This is a genomic window from Nonomuraea sp. NPDC049758 (assembly GCF_040674635.1).
Lineage (GTDB): Bacteria > Actinomycetota > Actinomycetes > Streptosporangiales > Streptosporangiaceae > Nonomuraea.
In genome coordinates, this window is sequence record NZ_JBFAMZ010000014.1 from 32,266 (window position 1) to 49,270 (window position 17,005).

The window sequence follows — 17,005 nt, forward strand, 5'->3', positions numbered from 1 at the left end:
GGTCATAAGGTGCGGGGATGGGTGCGTATGACGTCGTCGTGGCAGGTGGCGGGCACAACGGTCTGGTCGCGGCCGCCTACCTCGCCGGAGCCGGCCGCCGGGTCCTGGTGCTGGAGCGCCTCGGGCACGTCGGCGGCCTGGCGATCTCCACGCGGGCCTTCCCCGGCGTGGACGTCCGCCTGTCCCGCTACTCCTACCTGGTGAGCCTGCTGCCCACCCGGATCGTCCGCGACCTCGGCCTCGACCTCGACCTGCGGCGCCGCCGGTACGCCTCCTACACCCCCAAGGGCGACACCGGCCTGCTCGTCGACAACGAGGACGAGGCCCGCACCGCCGCCTCCTTCCGCGCCGTCACCGGCGGCGAGCACGACCACCGCGCCTGGCGCGACTTCTACGCCATGACGGCGGACGTGGCCCGCCTCCTGGCCCCCACGCTGCTCGAACCCCTGCGCACCCCGGCCGAGATCGAACGCCTGGTCGGCCCGGAGGCCTGGCGCGACCTGTTCGCCCGGCCCGTCGGCCAGACCGTGGACGAGCGGTTCGCCGACGACACCGTGCGCGGCGTCGTGCTCACCGACGCGCTGATCGGCACGTTCGCCGACCCGTCCGCCGACCTGCTGGCCAACAGGTGCTTCCTCTACCACGTGATCGGCGACGGCACCGGCGAGTGGAACGTCCCGGTGGGCGGCATGGGCGCGGTCTCCGGCGCGCTGGAGCGGGCGGCCAGGCGGGCCGGGGCGGAGATCAGGACCGGCGCGGAGATCGTCGGCATCTCGCCGTCGGGCGAGGTCACGTACGTCGCCGAGGACGGCGAGCACACCGTGGACGGCCGCCACGTGCTGGTCAACCTGCCCCCGGCGGTGCTGGACCGGGTGCTCGGCGGGCCCGCGACCGTGCCGGAGGGCGCGCAGCTCAAGGTCAACATGGTGCTCGCCCGGCTGCCCCGGCTGAAGGACCCCTCGGCCGACCCGCGGGCCGCCTTCAGCGGCACGTTCCACATCAACGAGGGGCGCGACCAGCTCGCGAAGGCGTACGAGCAGGCGGCGCGAGGGGAGATCCCGGAATCGCCGCCCGCGGAGGTCTACTGCCATTCCTTGACGGACCCGTCCATTCTGGGGCCGGAACTGCGGGGGAAGGCCGAGACGATGACCTTGTTCGGCCTCCACATGCCCGCCCGACTTTTCCGGGAAAATCCGGAAAAAGCGCGTGAGGATGCGTTGCGGGCCACGTTCGCCTCCATGAACGCGGTGCTCGCCGAGCCCATCGAGGACTGCCTGCTCCGCGCCCCCGACGGCACCCCGTGCGTCGAGGTCAGAACCCCCGCCGACCTGGAGAGGGACGCGGGACTGCCGGGCGGCCACATCTTCCACGCCGACCTGAGCTGGCCGTACGCGGAAGAGAGGGGATGGGGCGTCGAGACCGGGCACGAACGCATTCTGCTGTGCGGCGCCGCGGCCCGCAGGGGCGGCGGCGTGAGCGGGATCGGCGGCCACAACGCGGCCATGGCGCTGCTGCGGCCCTGAACCGAGCCGGAAGGACCGCCGGTCCCCGGCGGCGATTTCTCAGGGCACATCGATGATCCCGTTCATCGTGCTCTCATAGTGGGCTCATATCTTGTGACACATGAGTGAGCCCGCACGGTTGCTGGTGGTGGACGACGAGCCCGCGTTGCGCGAGGCGCTGCAGTCGAGCCTGGAGTTCGAGGGCTACCGGGTCGGCACCGCCAACGACGGCCAGGCGGCGCTGGCGGCGCTGGCCGGCGAGCCGTACGACGCGGTGCTGCTCGACGTGATGATGCCGCGGCTCGACGGGCTCACCGCCTGCCGGCGGCTGCGGGCCCAGGGCAACCACATCCCCGTGCTCATGCTCACCGCCCGCGACGCCGTCGGCGACCGGGTGTCCGGGCTCGACGCGGGGGCTGACGACTACCTGGTCAAGCCGTTCGAGCTGGACGAGCTGCTGGCCCGGGTGCGCGCGCTGCTGCGCCGCGGCGCGCTCAACGCGGGCTCGGCCGACGGCGGCACGCTGTCCTACGGCGACCTGCGCATGGACCCGGCGACCAGGGAGGTCACCCGCGGCGCCCGCGGGCTCGACCTGACCAGGACCGAGTACCTGCTGATGGAGCTGTTCCTGGCCCACCCCCGCCAGGTCCTGACCCGCGACCAGATCCTCAACGAGGTGTGGGGCTTCGACTTCGAGCCGACCTCCAACTCCCTCGACGTGTACGTCATGTACCTGCGCCGCAAGACCGAGGCCGGGGGAGAGCCCCGGGTGATCCACACGGTCCGCGGAGTGGGGTACGTCCTGCGGGCCACACCGTGATCCGCAACAGCCTGCGTGCCCGGCTGACGCTGCTCATCACCTTCGCCGTGGCGCTGGCGGTCGCGATCAGCGCCGGCGCCTGCTTCCTGATCATCCGCCACCAGACCTACGAGCAGGCCGACCGCCAGCTCGGCTCCCAGCCGGGCAAGGACCCCGGCAACGACCTGGTCTGGATCCGCGAGAGCTGCCGCGCCACCCCCGCGCCGAAGGACCACTACGGCCCGCCGCACTCCACCCAGCTCATCTTCGCCAACGGCACCCCGCCCTGCTACGTGGGCCCCGCGCTGGTGGTGACGCCCGAGGACATGGCGGTGGCCAAGGGCGAGTGGCCCGAGTCCAGGCACTTCCACAACGGCGTCACCGCGGACGGCACCGAGATGCGCGTCCTCACCCAGCAGATCGCGCCGGGCGTCGCGGTGATGGACGCCGCCCCCCTGCGCGAGCTGCGCAACACGCTGAAGGTGGTGGCGCTGCTGCTGGGCGGCGTGGCGCTGTTCGGCGTCCTGCTGGCGGCCTGGGTCGGGCTGCTCATCGCGCGCGCCGCGCTGCGTCCCGTCGTCCGGCTGACCAAGGCGGCCGAGCACATCGCCGAGACCGAGGATCTCAACACGCGCATCCCCGTCCAGGGCAACGACGAGATCGCCCGGCTCAGCTCCTCCTTCAACGCCATGACCGCCGCCCTGGCCGGCTCCCGCGAACGCCAGCAGCAGCTCGTCGCCGACGCCGGTCACGAGCTGCGCACCCCGCTCACCACCCTGCGCACCAACATCGACCTGCTGCTGCGCAGCGAGCAGACCGGCAGGCAGCTGGACCCGGGCGCCAAGGAACGCCTGCTGGTCAACGTCAAGGCGCAGTTCGCGGAGCTGTCCACGCTGGTCGGCGACCTGCTCCAGCTCGCCAGGGGCGACACCGACCACGAGCCGCACGTCGAGCTGGCCCTGCACGACGTCGTCACGGCCGCCGCCGAACGCGTCCGGCTGCGCGGCGCCGACGTGCGCACCGACCTGGACCCCTGGTACGTCGTCGGCAGCCCCGCCTCGCTCGAACGCGCCGTGCTCAACCTCATCGACAACGCCCGCAAGTTCAGCCCCGAGGGCCAGGTCGAGGTCTCGCTCAAGGACGGCCGGCTGACGGTCCGCGACCACGGCCCCGGCATCCCCGAGGAGGAGCTGCCGCACGTCTTCGAGCGCTTCTGGCGCTCGCCCTCGGCCCGCGGCCTGCCCGGCTCCGGGCTGGGCCTGGCGATCGTGGCGCAGGCCGTGTCCGAGACCGGCGGCAAGGTGCGGCTGTCCAACGCGCCCGGCGGCGGCGCGATCGCGACGATCGATCTTCCCGGAACTCTCACGCGTCACTCACAATCGGATAAGTCCTCTCAAAGACCCGAATCGTGAGCTGGCTGCATGGAGACAACAGCGGTAAGGACGCGCCTGGTAGAGGTGGTCGTCCCGGTCCACAACGAGCAGCGGGCGCTGCGGGAGAGCGTCGCCCGGCTGCACGCCTACCTCGCCACCACGTTCCCGTACGGCTTCCGCATCACCATCGCCGACAACGCCAGCACCGACGACACCTGGCGGCTGGCCACCGAGCTGGCCCGTGAGCTGCCGCAGGTACGGGCCGTGCACCTCGACGAGAAGGGCCGCGGCCGGGCCCTGCGCCAGGTCTGGTCCACCAGCGAGGCCGACGTCGTCAGCTACATGGACGTCGACCTGTCCACCGACCTGGACGCCTTCCTCCCGCTGGTCGCCCCCCTGCTGTCGGGCCACAGCGACCTGGCCATCGGCACCCGCCTGGCCAGGGCCTCGCGGGTGGAGCGCGGGCCCAAGCGGGAGTTCATCTCCCGCTCGTACAACCTGCTGCTGCGCTCGGTGATGGGCGCCGGGTTCTCCGACGCGCAGTGCGGGTTCAAGGCCGTGCGCACGGAGATCGCGCAGGCGCTGCTGCCCGCCGTCGAGGACGAGCAGTGGTTCTTCGACACCGAGCTGCTGCTGCTGGCCGAGCGGCACGGCCTGCGCATCCACGAGGTCCCCGTCGACTGGGTGGACGACCCCGACAGCCGCGTGGACGTCCTGCGGACCGCCCTCGACGACCTGCGCGGGCTGGCCAGGGTGGCCCGCAGGGCCCTGTCGGGCGCGGCGCGCCTGCCGATGCCCGCCCGGGTGCGGCGGGCCGAGCTGCCGAGGGGGATGGCCAGGCAGCTGCCCAGGTTCGCGATCGTGGGCGTGGTGAGCACGCTGGCCTACCTGGCGCTGTTCTCGATGTCCCGGCAGGTCGTCCCCGCGCAGCTCGCCAACGCGGTCGCGCTGCTCGTCACGGCCGTGGCCAACACGGCGGCCAACCGCCGCTTCACGTTCGGGGTCAAGGGCTCGGGCGGCGCGCTGCGCGACCAGTTCGAAGGCATGGTCGCGTTCCTGGTGGGGCTGGCGCTGACGTCGGGGAGCCTCGCGCTGCTGCCCGGCGGGGTCTCGCACGGGGTGGAGCTGGTGGCGGTCATCGCGGCCAACGCGGCGGCCACCCTCGTCCGGTTCCTGCTGCTGCGCGTGTGGGTGTTCAACCCCCGGCGCAGGAGCGGGCGGTGACCGCCGTCGCCGCGCCCGCCCGGGTGCGCGCGCTGACCGGCGCCGCGGGCGACCCGCGCTGGTCGCGGCCCGCGATGTGGACGGTGCTGGCCGCCGCCTTCGTCCTGTACGCCTGGGCGCTCAGCGGGGACGCCAACGAGTACTACGCCGCCGCCGTCCTGTCGGGGACGCGGAGCTGGAAGGCGTTCTTCTTCGGCGCGATCGACGCCGGGTCCTTCATCACGGTGGACAAGCCGCCGCTCGCGCTGTGGGTCATGGGGCTGTCGGCGCGGATCTTCGGCTACGGCACGTACAGCATGCTGATGCCGCAGGTCCTCGCCGGAGTGGCGGCCGTCGGTACGGTGTACTCGGCGGTCCGCCGGTCCTTCGGGCGCACCCGTCAGGGGCACGTCGCGGCGCTGGTCGCGGCCGTGGTCATGACGCTCACCCCGATCACGGTCGCCATCAACCGGGACAACAACCCCGACACCGTGCTCGTGCTGCTGCTGGTGCTGGCGGCCTGGTTCTGCCTGGAGTCGCTGCGCACGGCCCGGCTGCGGCCGCTGCTCCTCGCCGCGCTGTTCGTGGGGCTCGGGTTCAACGCCAAGATGTTGCAGGCGTACCTGGTGGTGCCGGCGTTCGGGGTGGCGTACCTGGTGTGCGCCCGTCACGGTCTGGCCCGGCGGGTGGGGCACCTGCTGGCCGCCGGGGTCGTGCTGGTCGCGTCCAGCGCCTGGTGGATGGTGGTCGTCGACCTCTGGCCCGCCGCCTCGCGGCCCTACGTCGGCGGCTCGACCGACAACACGGTCCGGGACCTGGTGATCGGCTACAACGGGCTCGGCCGGATCTTCGGTCAGGACCGGGCCGGCGGTGGGTTCGGCGGCGCGAACTTCGGCGGGCAGGCCGGGGCCGGGCGGCTGTTCAACGACGTCATGGCCGGGCAGATCTCCTGGCTGCTGCCGTTCTGCGCGGTGGCGCTGGCCTTCGCCGTGCTGCCGCGGGCGCGCGGGACCCTCTTCGACGGGGCCGCCTGGCTGTTGTGGGGCGGCTGGCTGGTCGTGCACCACGCCGTGTTCAGCTTCTCCAGTGGAACGTTCCACCCCTACTACACGACCGCGATGGCGCCCGCCGTGGCCGCGCTGACCGGCATGGGGGCGACCCTGATGTGGCAGGCGTACCGCAGGTCGCGGGGCTGGGCGTGGGCGCTGCCCGCGGCGGTCGCGGTGACCGGCGGGTGGGCGTTCGTGGTGCTGCGCCGTACGCCGGAGTGGCTGCCGTGGCTGGCCTGGGTCGTGCTCGGGGCGACCACGGTGGCCGTGGCGGGGTTCGTGGCGGCGTCCGCGACGGGGCTCGTGGCGGGCAGGGGACGGATGGCGGGCCGGGTGACCGTCGTGGCGGGGGTGGCCGCTCTGGTCGCAGGGCTCGCAGGTCCGGCGGCCTACGCCGTCTCATCACTGGGAACGCCGGTGAACGGGACCAACCCCACGGCGGGCCCGTCCACGGGCCGGACGGGCGGCCCCGGCGGCCCGCCACTGGGCGGCGAGCCGCCTCAGGGGGAGCCGGGCGTCCGGGAGCGCGGTTCCATGGGCGGCGGCGTGGCCGACTCAACGGTGCAGTACCTGGTCGCCGACCAGGGCCGGGCGACGTGGCTGGTGGCCGTGGGCAGCGCCCGGCAGGCGTCCTCGATCATCCTGTCCACCGGCCGCCCGGTGATCGCCATGGGCGGCTTCACCGGCTCCGACCCCGCCATGACCGTCCCCCGCCTCCGGGAGCTCGTCTCGTCGGGACGGCTCAGGTACGTGCTGCCCGGCGGCCGAGGCGGCCCCGGCGGCGGCGACACCGCGGTGACCACCTGGGTCACCGCCAACTGCGCGGCCGTGGACGGCCACACCGGCCTGTACGACTGCGCCCACTGAGGAAGCGACGGCGGCCGCGGGGCCCGTCCCCGCGGCGCGCTATAGGCTGATCGGGTGGCGAGTACGACCCGGGCCGATCAGGCCGACCAGCGCAGAGCAGAGCTTCTCGAGGCCACCCGCAAAGTGGTGCTCGAACGCGGCCTGGCCCACACGCGCATCGCCGACATCGCCAAGTCCATCAACGTCAGCGGCGGCCTGATCCACTACCACTTCGCGACCAAGGACGAGCTGATCACCGCCATGCTGCGGGCCACGCTCGACATCGAGAGCGCCCGGCTCAAGGAGCTGGCCGACGGCCCCGGCACGGCGGTGGAGCGCCTCGACCGGGTGCTGCGCTACTACATCCCCGAGTCGCGCTCCGACCAGAGCTGGCTGCTCTGGATCGACGCCTGGAACACCGCGCTGCGCGAGCCCGCGGTCAACGCGATCATGCTGGAGCTGGAGACGGCCTGGCTCGACGCGCTGGCCCAGGTGTTGTCGGCCGGCACCGAGGCGGGGGAGTTCGCCTGCGCCGATCCGGCGGGCGCGGCCGAGCGCATCGACGCCATGCTCGACGGGCTGATCATCCGCTACACCCTGCATCCCAACGTGCTCGACCGGGCGCGGCTGCTGGCCCACGCGCGCACGGCCGCCGCCGGCGAGGCCGGCATCGCGGTGGAGCGGTTCGGCTGAGTCCGGCCCGAGTCAGGCGGGCAGCGCGGCCAGCAGGAAGGCCAGGCGGGCCGCTGCCGACTCGACGTCCTCGGCGGTGCCGAGGCGGTAGCCCCACGACGTGATGTACGCGCCGTCGTCGGAGCAGGTCACCGTCTCGGCCAGGGTGGCGGAGAACCGGTTGCGCACCGACACGTACGCCGGGTCGCTGGCCAGCGCGACATTCTGCACCGAAAGATCGGCGTGACGGCCCGCGTGCCACGCGAACCGCTCAAGGCAGAGCGCGGTATCAAGCATCATGCGTCACCTCCGCAACGTCTCGCGACAGAATTGCACGATCTTGCTGCGGGTGGCAAGCAATTGCTGAGGTTAATGTGGGGTTTGTTGCAGGTATTCGCGAAGAATACGGATGATGACTTCTCGCCCGGGCTCGCCGAACTCCGCCACCTTGGCGTAGTCGTCGAAGGCCCGCACGTAGAAGGCGATGTCGTCGGGGTCGCGCAGCACGAGGTCCTTGGTCATCGTGGCGACGCCCACCATGGCCTCGTTGTAGATCCAGAACCCGTTGATCGGCGCGGACGGCAGCTCGGTGCCGAAGGGGATCACCCCGAACTCCACGTTGGGCAGCGTGCTGACGGCCAGCAGCCGGTCGAGCTGGCCGCGCATGACGTCGGCCGGGGCCAGCGCGCTGCGCAGCGCCGACTCCGGCACCACGAACCGGAACGTGCGCGTGCGGTCGTAGAGGATCTCCTGGCGCTGCATGCGCACGCGGACGGCCGCGTCGATCTGGTCGGCCGCGCTGTAGAGGCGCTTGACCTTGCGGAACACGTGCCGGGCGTACTCGGAGGTCTGCAGCAGGCCGACGACGATGCCGGGCTCGAAGACGCGGAACAGCTTCGTGCGCGCCTCCAGGTCGCGGATGTCCTCCTGGATGGCGGCCAGGCCGCTGCGGTGACGCTGCTTCCAGTCGTCGTGCCGCTCCAGCAGCGCGATGGCCTGCCTGATGAGCTCGTCGGTCGTGTCGGGCGCGGCCCCCACGGCCTGCGCCCACACGACCACGTCGTCCTCGGTCGCCGTCTGCCTGGCGTTCTCCAGGCGGGAGACCTTGGACGGCTGCCAGCGCAGCCGCTCGGCCAGGTCTTTGCCCGACAGGTGGGCGGCCTCGCGCAACTGGCGAAGCTGGCCGCCGAGGTCGATGCGCGCCTGCTGATAGGACGTCACGCGGCAAGAGGCTAGCTCCGCGGGCACCGATCATGCCAGGCCCAGCCGCGCAATCGTGATCAAGCGGTTGCCGACGGTGTCCCGTCGCTGCTGGGCCGGGCGCCGGCTGACCCGTCGAGCAGGACCCGGCGGGCGATCTCCGTGATGAGCTCGCGGGGCACCTCGACGGCGGCCTCGCCGTCGAGCACGTCGCGGAGGTCCGCGAGCGCCTCGGGGTCGGTGACGTGAAGTCCCTGGACGACGATGGTGCCGCGATCGGTCTCGTACAGGGTGGGGCAGGCGCCCGCCTCCGAGGTGGAGCCGAGGAACCGCATGCGCATGACGATCCTTTCCCCGAATGCCAGATGCAATTGCGCGCAATTGTACGCATCTGGGCGTCCGGCGTGATCCTTTTCCCGCATCGGGTTCAGCGCAACAAGCCTTCCATGATGTCGTGGGCGCGGCCGAACAGACCGAGGGTGGTCGCGTGCAGCACGTCGCCGATGTCCCGGGGCGCCTTGCCGGCGAACGCCCGCGCGTGCGTGCCCTCCAGCACGATGCCGAGCTTGAAGCAGGCCAGCACCGCGTACCAGTCGATCGCCGACAGGTCGCGCTCCGACAGCGCCGCGTAGTACGCGACCAGCTCCCGCTCCGACGGCAGCCCCGGCACGTGCCCGTTGTTCACCGGCCAGGTGGCCAGCAGCCAGCCCAGGTCGAGCAGCGGGTCGCCGATCGTGCACATCTCCCAGTCGACGATCGCCGCCACCCTGGGCCCGTCGAGGGCGAACATCAGGTTGGCGAAGTGGTAGTCGCCGTGCATGATCCCCGGGACGAACGCGGCGGGCCGGTGGCGGGTCAGCCAGTCGGCGGTGGCGTCGAGGCCCGGGATGTCGGGGCCGGGGTAGCCGTCGAGCTCGCCGTAGGAGTCGAGCTCCTTCAGCCAGCGCGGCACCTGCCGGTCGAGGAAGCCCTCGGGACGGCCGAACCCGGGCAGCACCGCCGGATCGACCCGTCCCAGCTCGGCCAGCGCGGCGGCGGCCTCCAGGCCCATCCGGTGCCGGATCGCGGCGTCGGAGGCGTGCGGCTCGGGCAGCCCGGTCGAGGGGTTGAACCCGGCCACCGGCTCCATCAGGTAGAACACCGGCTCCCGGGCGGTCTGCGCGGCCACCAGCCGGGGCGCCGGCACCGCCGTGCCGCTCAGCGCCGCCAGCAGCCGCGCCTCGCGCCGCAGCACCTCGTTGCTCCTGGCCCTGGCGTGCAGGGGCGGCCTGCGCAGCACGTACGGCCGGCCGCCGCGTTCGAGGCGGACCATGACGTTCTGGGTGCCGCCGGGGATCGGCGCGACCTCCGTGATCGCCCCGCCCGGCAGCCCCTCGGCGTCCATCCACGCGCCGAGGTCGTCGAGGTCGATGGCGCTGACGTCGATGTGGGTGGAGGTCATGGCCGCCCTTTGACAGAACGATATTCTGGAGGCTTCAACCTACGAGAGCCCCGACGCCCGGTCAACCCGGCGCCGGCACGAACAGCAGGACGGCCCGACGGCTCGCCCTGGCCGCCGTCATCCTTCATTGGGACAATATGGGTGGATGACGTGTGTTGTGGCAGTCGATGTGGGCGGGACAACCCTCAAGGGCGGATTGATCGCCCAGGACGGCGGCATCCTCTACCGGGAACGCCGCCCCACCCCCCGCACCGAGGGGCCGGAACGCGTGATCGCGGCGATCTCCGCCTTCGTCGCCGACCTGAGCGCGCCACGGACCGTCGCCGGCGCCCTGCTGCGCCCGGCGGCCGTGGGCCTGGCCGTGCCCGGACTGGTCGCGTCCGGGCGGGCGGTCTTCTCGGCCGCGTTCGGCTGGCGGGACGTGCCCGCCGCGGCCTTCACCGACGGGACGCTCCCCCTCGCCCTCGGCCACGACGTGCGCTCGGCCGGCGAGGCGGAGCTGGCCTACGGATCGGCGGCGCCCGACGCGCTGTACCTGCCCATCGGCACCGGCATCGCCGGAGCCGTCGTCCTGACCGGCTCCCTGTACGGCGGCGCCGCCGGCTGGGCCGGGCAGATCGGGCACATCCCCGTGCGTCCCGGCGGGCTCCCGTGCCCGTGCGGGCAGCGCGGCTGCCTGTCCGCCTACGCCTCGGCCGCCTCCGTGGCCGCCCGCGCGGGCGAGACCTCCGCCGAGGACGTCGTCCGCCGGGCCGCCGCCGGGGACGAGCCGGCCGCCCGCGTGTGGGCGGAGGCCGTGGAGGCGCTGGCGCTGGCCCTGGCCACGTACACGCTGGTGCTGGACCCCGCGGTGATCGTCGTCGGCGGCGGCCTGTCGCTGGCCGGGGACGCCCTGCTGACCCCGCTGCGCGCCCGGCTGGCCGCGCGGCTCGCCTTCCGCCCCGCGCCCGAGGTGCGGGTGTCGGCGCTCGGCGTGGACGCGGGCCTGCTAGGCGCCGGGCTGCTCGGCCTGCGGGCGCTGGGGCAGCAGGGTGGCGGGCACGTCGACCATCTGGGCGCGTAGCTCCTCGCCCAGGGCCTTGGCCTGCGGGTCCATCCGCGGGCTGGCCGCCACACCCTTGCCCAGCAGCCCGTGCACGACGAAGTTGAGCGCCCTGATGTTGGGCAGCTCGTGCCGCTCGACGCGGTGGGCGGCCAGCTCCGGCAGCAGGGACGTGAGCCGGTCGGCGGTGAGGGTGGCCGCCAGCCAGGCGTACTGCTCGTCGGTCGCGACCCAGACGCCGAGGTTGGCGTCGCCGCCCTTGTCACCGGAGCGCGCCCCCGCCACTCGGCCCAGGGGCACGCGCACGGCGGGCCCGTCCGGCGGAGCAGGAACCGGCGGCGCGGGCGGCTCGGGGACCGGCCCGCCCGGGAAAACCGCAGGCTCCTCCTGGACGGGCAGCTCCACGCCGTCCAGGAAGACCCGCGGGCGCACCTCCGAGGCCGGCACCAGGACCGGCCAGTACACCCCGTACGGGGAGGCGTCGCCGGGCGGGGTGAGGCCGTGGAAGCCCGGATAGCTGGACAGGCCCGTCTCCACGACGGCCGAGGAGAAGACCCGGCCCGCGGTGCGCCGGTCGGCGTCCATGACGGTGATCCGCAGCAGGCCCGCGTCCGTCAGCGTCACGTCCACCTGGTCGAAGGTCTCGCGCGGCACCCGCGCCCAGACGGCCTCCTCGGCGACCCGCGCCTTGGCCTCGACGTCCAGGCCGGTCAGGACGAGCGTCATCGTGTTGCGGTAGCCGGCCGGGTAGTTGACGGCGACCTTGAGCGTGTCCGGCGGCGGCTCGCCGCGCGTGCCGGAGATCAGCACCCGGTCGGGGCCGTCGTCGGAGAGCGTGATCGTGTCGAACCTGGCCACCACGTCGGGGCCCAGGTAGCGCGGGCCGCCCAGCTCGTAGACGAGTTGCGCGGTGACCGTGCCGACCGAGACCAGGCCGCCCGTGCCCGGATGCTTGGTGATCACCGCCGAGCCGTCGGCGCGCAGCTCGGCGATGGGGAAGCCGCAGTGGGCCAGGTCGGGCACGTCCTGGAAGAAGGCGTAGTTGCCGCCCGTGGCCTGGCAGCCGCACTCGATGACGTGGCCCGCGACGACCGAGCCGGCCAGCGGGTCGAGGTCGCCGGGGCCCCACCCGTACCGCCAGATGCCGGGGCCGGTGACCAGGGCGGCGTCCGTCACCCGGCCGGTCACCACGACGTCCGCGCCGGCCGACAGCGCGGCGGCGATGGGACGGCCGCCGAGGTAGGCGTTCGCGGTCAGCGGCGCGGCCGGCGCGCGCTCGCCGGTGCCGGCGTGGATCAGGTCGAGCGGGCGGCCCATGAGGTCGTCGCCGGTCACGTGGGCCACCTTGGGGGACAGGCCCAGCCGGGCGGCCAGCTCGTGCACGGCCTCGGCGCACCCGGCCGGGTCGAGGCCGCCCGCGTTCGTCACGATCCGGATGCCGCGGTCGAGGCACGGGCCGAGCACGTCCTCCAGCTGGCGCAGGAACGTCGGGGCGTAGCCGGGACGGCCCTTGAGCCGGTTGCCGGCCAGGATGAGCATGGTCAGCTCGGCCAGCCAGTCGCCGGTGAGCACGTCGATCGGGCCGCCCTCGACCATCTCCCTGGCCGCCGAGAGCCGGTCGCCGTAGAACCCGCTGCAGTTCGCGACGCGCAGCGCCATCACGGCACCCACTTGGGCGGACGCTTGTCCATGAACGCCGCGATGCCCTCCTGCCCCTCCGCCGAGGTGAACCGCTCGGCCGACAGCTCGCTCATCCGCCGCAGGCCCTCCTCGAACGACACCGCCGGGACCTCCCGCACCAGCCGCTTGGTGATGGCCAGCGCCTCCGGGCCGCCCCTGGCCAGCATCCCCGCGTAGTGGCGCACGGTGGCGTCGAGCTCGTCCTCCGGGACGGCCCTGGTCAGCAGGCCGATGCGGGCCGCCGTGGCGGCGTCGAACACCTCGCCGGTCAGGAAGTACTCGGCCGCCGCCCGCGGGTCGAGCCTGCGCAGCACGGGCACCGAGATCATGGCGGGCACCACCCCGAGCCGCACCTCGGTGAACGCGAACGACGCCGTGTCCGGCGCGATCGCGAAGTCGCACGCGGCGACCAGGCCGAGACCGCCCGCGCGGGCCGTGCCGTTCAGGCGGCAGATCACCGGCTTCGGGCTCTCCCAGAGCAGCGTCATGATCTCCGGGAAGGACGCCGTCACCGGCGCGTCCGCGTCGCCGCGCTGCTCCTTCAGGTCGGCGCCCGAGCAGAACACCCGGCCCGTGCCGGTCAGCACGATCACCCGGGCCCCCGGCTCGGCCTGCGCCCAGCGCAGGTGCTCGGCCAGCTCGGCCAGCAGCCGCCTGGACAACGCGTTGCGGTTGGCCGGCGAGTCGAGCGTGACGGTGGCCACGCCGTCCGCCAGCTCCCTGTGCACCAGGCTCGTCATGTGGTCTCCTCCTGGATGATCGCCAGCACGGCCCCGGCTTCGACCTGCTGCCCCTTCTCGACGCGTACGTCCGACACCACGCCGCCCGCCGGGGCGGCGATGCGATGCTCCATCTTCATCGCCTCCAGCACCAGGACCGGCTGGCCCCGGGCCACCGTGTCGCCCTCGGCCACCTCGACCCGCAGCACGCTGCCCGGCATGGGCGCGAGCAGCGAGCCCGGGGCGACGTGCTCGACCGGCTCGGGCAGGCGCGGCACCGGCGTCAGCACGGCCGCGCCCATGGGGGAGTCGACGTAGACGCGCTCGTCGCCGTCGTACCGGGCGACCTGGAACGTCCGCCGCAGGCCGTCGCGTTCCAGGACCACCTCCTCCGGCCGCGCGGAGACCACCGTGACGCCCGCGGGCAGCGGGTCGTAGACGACGTCGGCCTCCTCGAACCGGGCGCGGGCGGGCTGCGAGCGCACATTGCGCCAGCCGCTGGGCAGCCCGGCCAGGACGGGGGCCTCGCGCCGGTGCGCGGCGGCCATGGCGAGCGCGGCGGCCAGCGCCGGCAGCCCGCTGTCGCCGGAAGGCGGGGACGACGGCGCCGACAGCGGCGACAGCGGGCCGCCGGGGGAGAGGAAGGCGGTGTTCGTCTCGCCCGCGAGGAAGGCCGGATGGGTCACGATCTCCAGCAGCAGGTCGCGGTTGGTGGTGAGGCCGTGCAGCCGGGCCCCGTGCAGGGACGCGGCCAGCTTCCGCGCCGCCTCCGCCCGCGTCGCGCCGTACGCGACGATCTTGGCCAGCATCGCGTCGTAGTGCGGCGACACCCGCGACCCGGACTCGACGCCCGAGTCGACCCGGACGTCACCCGGCACCTCGAACCGGCGCAGCACGCCCGTCTGCGGCACGTAGGCGGCGTCCTCGGCGTACAGCCGCACCTCGATCGCATGGCCGCGCGGCGCGGGCGGCGCGGACGGCAGCGCCGCGCCCTCGGCCACCTCCAGCTGCAGCCGGACGAGGTCGACGCCGAACACCAGCTCGGTGACCGGATGCTCGACCTGGAGCCGGGTGTTCATCTCCAGGAACGCCACCCGCTCGCCCTTGACCAGGAACTCCACCGTGCCGGCCCCGACGTACCCGATCCGCCGGGCCGCGCGCACGGCCGCGGCGCACAGCAGCTCGCGGGTGCGCTCCGAGATCCCCGGCGACGGGCACTCCTCGACGACCTTCTGATGCCTGCGCTGGACGCTGCACTCCCGCTCGCCCAACGCCCACACCGTGCCGTGCCCGTCGGCCAGCACCTGCACCTCGACGTGCCGGGCGGCCTCCAGCAGCGGCTCGGCGAACACGGCGCCGTCGCCGAAGGCCGCCTCCGCCTCCCGCCGCGCCGACTCCACCTCGGCGGCCAGCTCGCCGGCGTGCCTGACGATCCGCATCCCGCGCCCGCCCCCGCCCGCGGACGCCTTCACCAGCAGCGGGAACTCGTCCGGCGCGGCCAGGTCGAGCGAGGGCAGCACCGGCACCCCCGCCTCGGCCATCAGCCGCTTGGCCGCGATCTTCGAGCCCATCGCCTCGATCGCCTCGGGCGGCGGCCCCACCCACGTGAGCCCGGCGTCCAGCACGGCCCGCGCGAACGCGGCGCTCTCCGACAGGAACCCGTAGCCCGGGTGCACCGCGTCGGCGCCGGAGACCCGGCACGCCTCGATGATCCGGTCCACCGCCAGGTAGGTCTCGGCCGGATGGGCCCCCGGCAGGCGGACGGCGAGGTCGGCCTCCCGGGCGTGCGGCGCGCCGGAGTCGGCGTCGGAGAAGACGGCGACCGTGGAGACGCCCAGCGAGCGGCAGGTGCGGAAGACCCGGCGGGCGATCTCGCCCCGGTTGGCCACGAGCAGACGGGTGATCACGGGCGGAACACCCCGAACCCCGCCGCGGGCGGCACCGGCGCGCTGTTGATCGCCGACAGGCACATCCCCAGCACCGTACGGGTGTCGCGCGGGTCGATCACCCCGTCGTCGTAGAGCCGTCCCGACAGGAAGAACGGCAACGACTCCGCCTCGATCTGGGACTCCACCATGGCCCGCATCGCCGCGTCGGCCTCCTCGTCGTAGACCTGCCCCCTGGCCTGCGCCGCGGCCCGGCCGACGATCGACAGCACCCCGGCGAGCTGGGCCGGGCCCATCACCGCCGACTTGGCGCTCGGCCAGCTGAACAGGAAGCGGGGGTCGTAGGCGCGCCCGCACATGCCGTAGTTGCCGGCGCCGTAGGAGGCGCCCATGACGACGGTCAGGTGGGGCACGGTCGAGTTCGACACGGCGTTGATCATCATGGCGCCGTGCTTGATGATGCCGCCCTGCTCGTACTCCTTGCCCACCATGTAGCCGGTGGTGTTCTGCAGGAACAGCAGCGGCGTGCGCGACTGGTTCGCGAGCTGGATGAACTGGGTGGCCTTCTGCGACTCCTGGCTGAACAGCACCCCGCGCGCGTTGGCCAGCACCCCCACCGGGTAACCGTGGACGCGCGCCCAGCCGGTGACCAGCGAGGGGCCGTACAGGGGCTTGAACTCCTCGAACTCGCTGCCGTCGACCACGCGGGCGATCACCTCGCGCGGATCGAAGGGGATCTTCAGGTCCTCCGGGACGATCCCCAGCAGCTCGTCGGCCGGGTAGGCGGGCTCGCGGGCGGGCAGCGGCGCCACGCCCTGCTTGCGCCAGTTGAGCGAGCGCACGACGGCGCGGCCGATGCGCAGCGCGTCGTGCTCGTCCTCGGCCAGGTAGTCGGCCAGGCCGCTGGTCCTGGCGTGCATCTCGGCGCCGCCCAGCGACTCGTCGTCGGACTCCTCGCCGGTGGCCATCTTCACCAGCGGCGGCCCGCCCAGGAACACCTTGGCGCGGTCGCGGACCATCACCACGTAGTCGCTCATGCCGGGCACGTACGCGCCGCCGGCCGTGGAGTTGCCGAAGACCAGCGCGACCGTCGGGACGCCCGCCGCTGACAGCCGCGTCAGGTCGCGGAAGATCCGGCCGCCCGGGATGAAGATCTCCTTCTGCGTCGGCAGGTCGGCGCCGCCGCTCTCGACCAGGTTGACGTACGGCAGCCGGTTGGCCAGCGCGATGTCGGCCGCGCGCAGCGACTTGCGCAGCGTCCACGGGTTGGACGCGCCGCCCCTGACCGTGGGGTCGTTCGCGGTGATCAGGCACTCGACGCCCTCGATCACCCCGATGCCGGTCACCATGCCCGCGCCCACCTGGAACTCGCTGCCCCACGCGGCCAGCGGGGACAGCTCCAGGAACGGCGAATCGGGGTCGATCAGCAGCTCGACGCGCTCCCTGGCGAGCAGCTTGCCGCGCCGGCGGTGGCGCTCGACGTACTTCTCGCCGCCGCCGGCCACCGCCTTGGCGTGCTCGGCGTCGAGCTCGGCCAGCTTGGCGAGCATGGCCGCGCGCCGGGCCAGGTGTTCGGCGTCGCGCGGATCGAGC

15 protein-coding genes are annotated in these 17,005 nt (G+C 73.5%); 7 read left to right on the plus strand and 8 right to left on the minus strand.

Annotation, left to right across the window (positions count from 1 at the left end):
• The first annotated feature begins 17 nt into the window (after positions 1–17).
• The 6 genes from AB0J46_RS32075 to AB0J46_RS32100 all read left to right on the plus strand — a co-directional run bounded on the left by AB0J46_RS32075 (position 18) and on the right by AB0J46_RS32100 (position 7,465).
• A complete protein-coding gene (locus AB0J46_RS32075) occupies positions 18–1,523 on the plus strand; it encodes an NAD(P)/FAD-dependent oxidoreductase (RefSeq protein WP_364337924.1) in 1,506 nt (501 codons plus the stop codon).
• A 100-nt stretch (positions 1,524–1,623) separates the two neighbouring features.
• Positions 1,624–2,322, plus strand: a complete 699-nt coding sequence (locus tag AB0J46_RS32080) for a response regulator transcription factor (RefSeq protein WP_364337925.1) — start codon at positions 1,624–1,626, stop codon at positions 2,320–2,322.
• The gene (locus AB0J46_RS32085) at positions 2,319–3,713 is read left to right on the plus strand and encodes a HAMP domain-containing sensor histidine kinase (RefSeq protein WP_364337926.1); all 1,395 of its coding nucleotides are present in this window, start codon (positions 2,319–2,321) and stop codon (positions 3,711–3,713) included. Before AB0J46_RS32080 ends, AB0J46_RS32085 begins: the two co-directional genes overlap by 4 nt.
• 9 nt (positions 3,714–3,722) lie before the next feature.
• Positions 3,723–4,898 carry a bifunctional glycosyltransferase family 2/GtrA family protein gene (locus tag AB0J46_RS32090; RefSeq protein ID WP_364337927.1) on the plus strand — a complete coding sequence of 392 codons (1,176 nt, stop codon included), beginning with the start codon at positions 3,723–3,725 and terminating at the stop codon, positions 4,896–4,898.
• A complete protein-coding gene (locus AB0J46_RS32095) occupies positions 4,895–6,793 on the plus strand; it encodes a glycosyltransferase family 39 protein (RefSeq protein ID WP_364337928.1) in 1,899 nt (632 codons plus the stop codon). Before AB0J46_RS32090 ends, AB0J46_RS32095 begins: the two co-directional genes overlap by 4 nt.
• A 54-nt stretch (positions 6,794–6,847) precedes the next feature.
• A complete protein-coding gene (locus AB0J46_RS32100) occupies positions 6,848–7,465 on the plus strand; it encodes a TetR family transcriptional regulator C-terminal domain-containing protein (RefSeq protein WP_352357019.1) in 618 nt (205 codons plus the stop codon).
• Positions 7,466–7,477: 12 nt separating this feature from the next.
• On the opposite strand, the gene AB0J46_RS32105 is transcribed toward AB0J46_RS32100, so the two are convergent.
• The 4 genes from AB0J46_RS32105 to AB0J46_RS32120 all read right to left on the minus strand — a co-directional run bounded on the left by AB0J46_RS32105 (position 7,478) and on the right by AB0J46_RS32120 (position 10,085).
• Positions 7,478–7,744: a hypothetical protein gene (locus AB0J46_RS32105; RefSeq protein WP_352320256.1), complete on the minus strand. Its 267-nt coding sequence runs from the start codon at positions 7,742–7,744 to the stop codon at positions 7,478–7,480.
• A 69-nt stretch (positions 7,745–7,813) separates the two neighbouring features.
• The gene (locus AB0J46_RS32110) at positions 7,814–8,665 is read right to left on the minus strand and encodes a helix-turn-helix transcriptional regulator (protein ID WP_357964569.1); all 852 of its coding nucleotides are present in this window, start codon (positions 8,663–8,665) and stop codon (positions 7,814–7,816) included.
• 59 nt (positions 8,666–8,724) lie between these two features.
• Positions 8,725–8,985, minus strand: a complete 261-nt coding sequence (locus tag AB0J46_RS32115; RefSeq protein WP_364337929.1) for a hypothetical protein — start codon at positions 8,983–8,985, stop codon at positions 8,725–8,727.
• 86 nt (positions 8,986–9,071) lie between these two features.
• Complete coding sequence (locus AB0J46_RS32120) at positions 9,072–10,085, minus strand: phosphotransferase family protein (protein WP_364337930.1); 1,014 nt, start codon at positions 10,083–10,085, stop codon at positions 9,072–9,074.
• Positions 10,086–10,242: 157 nt separating this feature from the next.
• Between AB0J46_RS32120 and AB0J46_RS32125 the strand changes: the two genes are divergently transcribed.
• A complete protein-coding gene (locus tag AB0J46_RS32125) occupies positions 10,243–11,148 on the plus strand; it encodes an ROK family protein (protein ID WP_364337931.1) in 906 nt (301 codons plus the stop codon).
• On the opposite strand, the gene AB0J46_RS32130 is transcribed toward AB0J46_RS32125, so the two are convergent.
• The 4 genes from AB0J46_RS32130 to AB0J46_RS32145 are packed head-to-tail and all read right to left on the minus strand — an operon-like array spanning position 11,074 to position 16,962.
• On the minus strand, positions 11,074–12,786 hold the full coding sequence (locus AB0J46_RS32130; protein WP_364338118.1) for an acyclic terpene utilization AtuA family protein: 1,713 nt from the start codon (positions 12,784–12,786) through the stop codon (positions 11,074–11,076). The genes AB0J46_RS32125 and AB0J46_RS32130 overlap by 75 nt on opposite strands.
• Positions 12,786–13,547: an enoyl-CoA hydratase-related protein gene (locus AB0J46_RS32135; RefSeq protein ID WP_364337932.1), complete on the minus strand. Its 762-nt coding sequence runs from the start codon at positions 13,545–13,547 to the stop codon at positions 12,786–12,788. The genes AB0J46_RS32130 and AB0J46_RS32135 overlap by 1 nt, the downstream gene beginning before the upstream one ends.
• Positions 13,544–15,433, minus strand: a complete 1,890-nt coding sequence (locus AB0J46_RS32140) for a biotin carboxylase N-terminal domain-containing protein (protein WP_364337933.1) — start codon at positions 15,431–15,433, stop codon at positions 13,544–13,546. Before AB0J46_RS32140 ends, AB0J46_RS32135 begins: the two co-directional genes overlap by 4 nt.
• Positions 15,430–16,962 (minus strand): carboxyl transferase domain-containing protein, encoded by a 1,533-nt coding sequence (locus AB0J46_RS32145; protein ID WP_364338119.1) that lies wholly within the window; start codon positions 16,960–16,962, stop codon positions 15,430–15,432. Before AB0J46_RS32145 ends, AB0J46_RS32140 begins: the two co-directional genes overlap by 4 nt.
• Positions 16,963–17,005 lie beyond the last annotated feature (43 nt).

Excerpts from the sequence above, each read along its gene's own strand:
- AB0J46_RS32075 (WP_364337924.1), top strand. The coding sequence starts at position 18 with ATGGGTGCGTATGACGTCGTCGTGGCAGGTGGCGGGCACAACGGTCTG.
- AB0J46_RS32080 (WP_364337925.1), top strand. The coding sequence starts at position 1,624 with ATGAGTGAGCCCGCACGGTTGCTGGTGGTGGACGACGAGCCCGCGTTG.
- AB0J46_RS32090 (WP_364337927.1), top strand. The coding sequence starts at position 3,723 with ATGGAGACAACAGCGGTAAGGACGCGCCTGGTAGAGGTGGTCGTCCCG.
- AB0J46_RS32105 (WP_352320256.1), bottom strand. The coding sequence starts at position 7,744 with ATGATGCTTGATACCGCGCTCTGCCTTGAGCGGTTCGCGTGGCACGCG.
- AB0J46_RS32115 (WP_364337929.1), bottom strand. The coding sequence starts at position 8,985 with ATGCGCATGCGGTTCCTCGGCTCCACCTCGGAGGCGGGCGCCTGCCCC.
- AB0J46_RS32120 (WP_364337930.1), bottom strand. The coding sequence starts at position 10,085 with ATGACCTCCACCCACATCGACGTCAGCGCCATCGACCTCGACGACCTC.
- AB0J46_RS32130 (WP_364338118.1), bottom strand. The coding sequence starts at position 12,786 with ATGGCGCTGCGCGTCGCGAACTGCAGCGGGTTCTACGGCGACCGGCTC.
- AB0J46_RS32135 (WP_364337932.1), bottom strand. The coding sequence starts at position 13,547 with ATGACGAGCCTGGTGCACAGGGAGCTGGCGGACGGCGTGGCCACCGTC.
- AB0J46_RS32145 (WP_364338119.1), bottom strand. The coding sequence starts at position 16,962 with ATGCTCGCCAAGCTGGCCGAGCTCGACGCCGAGCACGCCAAGGCGGTG.